This window comes from Azospirillum formosense (assembly GCF_013340925.1).
GTDB classification, from domain to species: domain Bacteria; phylum Pseudomonadota; class Alphaproteobacteria; order Azospirillales; family Azospirillaceae; genus Azospirillum; species Azospirillum formosense.
Genome location: NZ_WHOR01000436.1, coordinates 1 through 2684, shown reverse-complemented (window position 1 = coordinate 2684; position 2684 = coordinate 1). Strand labels below are relative to the sequence as shown.

Genomic DNA, 2684 nt, shown 5'->3' with positions numbered 1-2684 from the left:
TAGGCACGCCGCGGAACCCCCCCCCCCCGGCGCCCCGCGGTCGGCGGCCCCGCTTTGGGCAAAGCGGGGCCCCGGCCGCCATCCAGGCCCCGGTTACCCCCCGGGGGGCCCGGGGGGGGCCCCGCCCGCCACCCCCCGCCCCCCCCCCCCCCCTGGGGGGGCAAGGCCGCCCCCCCCCCGCCGCCCCCCCCCGCCCCCGGACACCCCCCGCCATTTCAGCATCAGCCGCGCCTCCGGCACCGCCGCCAGCACCCGCGCCCACAGCGCCAGCGTGGAGGCGTTCAGCTTGGTCAGGTTGTTGAAGGAGCCGAAGGTGAACACCCCCGCCGCCTCCACCGGCGGGCGGGCGGGCGGTGCCACGGCGGACTCCGCGGGGCGGTAGCACAGCACGCTGCCGGGCAGGCGGATCAGCTTTTCCGTGTGCAGGGCGTCCGCGCCCGCCGCGGCGAAGCGGTGGTCGGAGAGCTGGTAGTCCATCGCCGTCAGCCCCGTCGTGTTCGGGTAGAGCGGCAGGCTGGCCTGGACCGGCGCCGGGCGGCGGATGAACAGCGGCATGCGGTTGCGCGACATGTGCCCGCCGCAGTCCACCAGCACGTCGATGCCGTCCGCCCGGATCAGCCGCTCCAACTCGCCGTCCGGCAGGGCCGCGACGGCGCGCCAGCGGTCGGCCAGAGCCGCGAAGCGGTCCGTCGCCGCGTCCTTCGGCAGGTCCACGTAATAGCAGGTCACCTCCACCGCCGACCGGTCATGACGCTCGATCAGCGGCAGCAGGAAATGATAGCCCGGCCCCGGATAGCGCTGGAAATCCGGCGACAGGTAGCCGACGCGCAGGCGCCGCTCCGGATCGCGGTTCACCGCGTCGAAGCGCGGGGCGGCGGGCGGCACCGGCATCACGGCGCGCTCGAACCGCCGGTGCTCCCCGAACACCGCGCCAAGGTCCGCCTCTTCGGCGAAGCACAGGCAGAACAGCAGGTTGGAGCGCACTTCCGCGTCCTGTGGCGCGCGGTCCAGCGCGGCGCGCAGGGCGGCCACCGCCTCGCCGTGGCGGCCGAGCGCCATCAGCGCGACGCCCAGGTTGGAGCTGGCCAGCGCCTCCCGCTCCGCCGTGCGCAGGGCCAGCGCCCGGTGCAGCAGGGTGAGCGCGTCGTCGAAGGCGCCCGCCTCGATGGCGTGGGTGCCAAGGTTGGTCCAGCCGGCGGCGCCATCGGGCTGCAAGGCCAGCGCGCGGCGGAACCACGCGCGCGCCTCTTCGGGGCGCTTGGCCCGGTGCTGGACGGCTCCGGCGTTGAGGGCGTGGCCGGCCTCCTGCGGGTCGGCGCGGACGGCGCGGCGGGCGGCGGTCGCGGCCTCCTCCACCCGCCCCAGGGCGGACAGCGCCATGCCCAGCCCGGTCAGCGCCGTCGCGGAGTCCGGGGCCAGCGCCAGGGCGCGGCGGTAGCAGCGCGGCGCCGCCGCGGGATGCCCGCGCTCCTGCCATAGATTGCCGAGCACCAGCAGGGCGTCGGGGGACGGGGCCAGCACCGCCGCCCGCTCCAGCCACGCCGCCCCTTCCCGCCAGGGCTCCGCCGCGGCCAGAGCCGCGCCCAGGATCTTCGCGCCTTCGCCGTGGCCCGGCTCCAGCGCCATCAGCCGCCGCCCCGCCTCCGCGATGCCCGCCCTGTCCCCCAGCGCGTGGCACAGGCTGGTCACCTGCTCCTGCGCCTGGACCAGCAGCGGCGCCAGGGCGGCGGCGCGGCGGAAGGCGGCGAGCGCGTCCCGCGAACGCCCGGCGTCGCGCAGCGCAGCGCCTTGGTTGTAAGCGGCCAGCACCTCACCGGGGGCGAGCGCCGACGCCCGCCCGTACCAGTCCGCTGCCGGGCCGGGCCGCCCCAGATCGTACAGCGCGTCGGCCAGCGCGTTGACGGCCTCCCCATCCTCCGGCGCCAAAGCCAGCAGGCGGCGGAAGGCCCGCGCCGCGGCCTCGGTCTGGCCCAGCTTCATCTGGGCGGCGGCTTCCAACCGATGATGATCGGGGGTCAGCGGGGCGAGGCGGGCGGCGTGGCCGTAGGCCTCCGCAGCCTCCGCCCAGCGCCCGACCGCCTCCAGCACGCGGCCCAGGTTGAGGCGGAAGACCGGCTGGCCGCCGTCCTTCGCCACGGCCTTGCGGATCAGCGTAATCCCGGACTCCGGATCGCCGGTCTGCGCCGTCAGCATCCCCAGCAGATGCAGCGCGTCGCTCTGGTCCGGCATCTGGCGCAGCACCCGCTCGTAGAGGGGCCGCGCCTCCGCCAGCCGTCCGTTCTGGTGATGGACGACGGCCTGCGTCAGCGTCTCCTGGAGCGTGGCAGGGGAGGAATTGCGGCTGGCGCTCATGACGGTCCGTTCGGCTGGCCCGCGGGAGGGGCTTCGGGGCGCGCAGTGTAGCGCGCCCGCGCCGCCGCGTGTACGAATGCGTCATCGGTGCCGGGACAATCCGGTTTTGCCCGCCGGGCAATCGGCTCAGACGGCTCCCCCACCGGGCGCCAACCGGGCGGCGGCGTTCGCGGCGCCCATGGCGAGCGCCGCCTCGCGGGCGGTCAGGCCGCGAGCATCCCGCGCGTCAGGATCGGCGCCGCGGGCCAGCAGAACGTCCACCATGTCCACACGGTCGAACATGGCGGCGGTCATCAGCGCCGTTCGCCCGTCCGCCCCGCAGCCGTCCACCG

General features: G+C 76.5%; 2 protein-coding genes. Both read right to left on the bottom strand.

Annotation, left to right across the window (positions count from 1 at the left end; all coding sequences use genetic code 11):
* Positions 1–93: 93 nt before the first annotated feature.
* Positions 94–2352, bottom strand: coding sequence for a tetratricopeptide repeat protein (locus tag GBZ26_RS28670; protein ID WP_174441707.1), 2259 nt, complete (start codon positions 2350–2352; stop codon positions 94–96).
* 126 nt (positions 2353–2478) lie between these two features.
* Positions 2479–2684, bottom strand: a 206-nt coding sequence (locus GBZ26_RS28665; RefSeq protein ID WP_174441706.1) for an ankyrin repeat domain-containing protein, incomplete at its 5' end; no start/stop codon positions are given.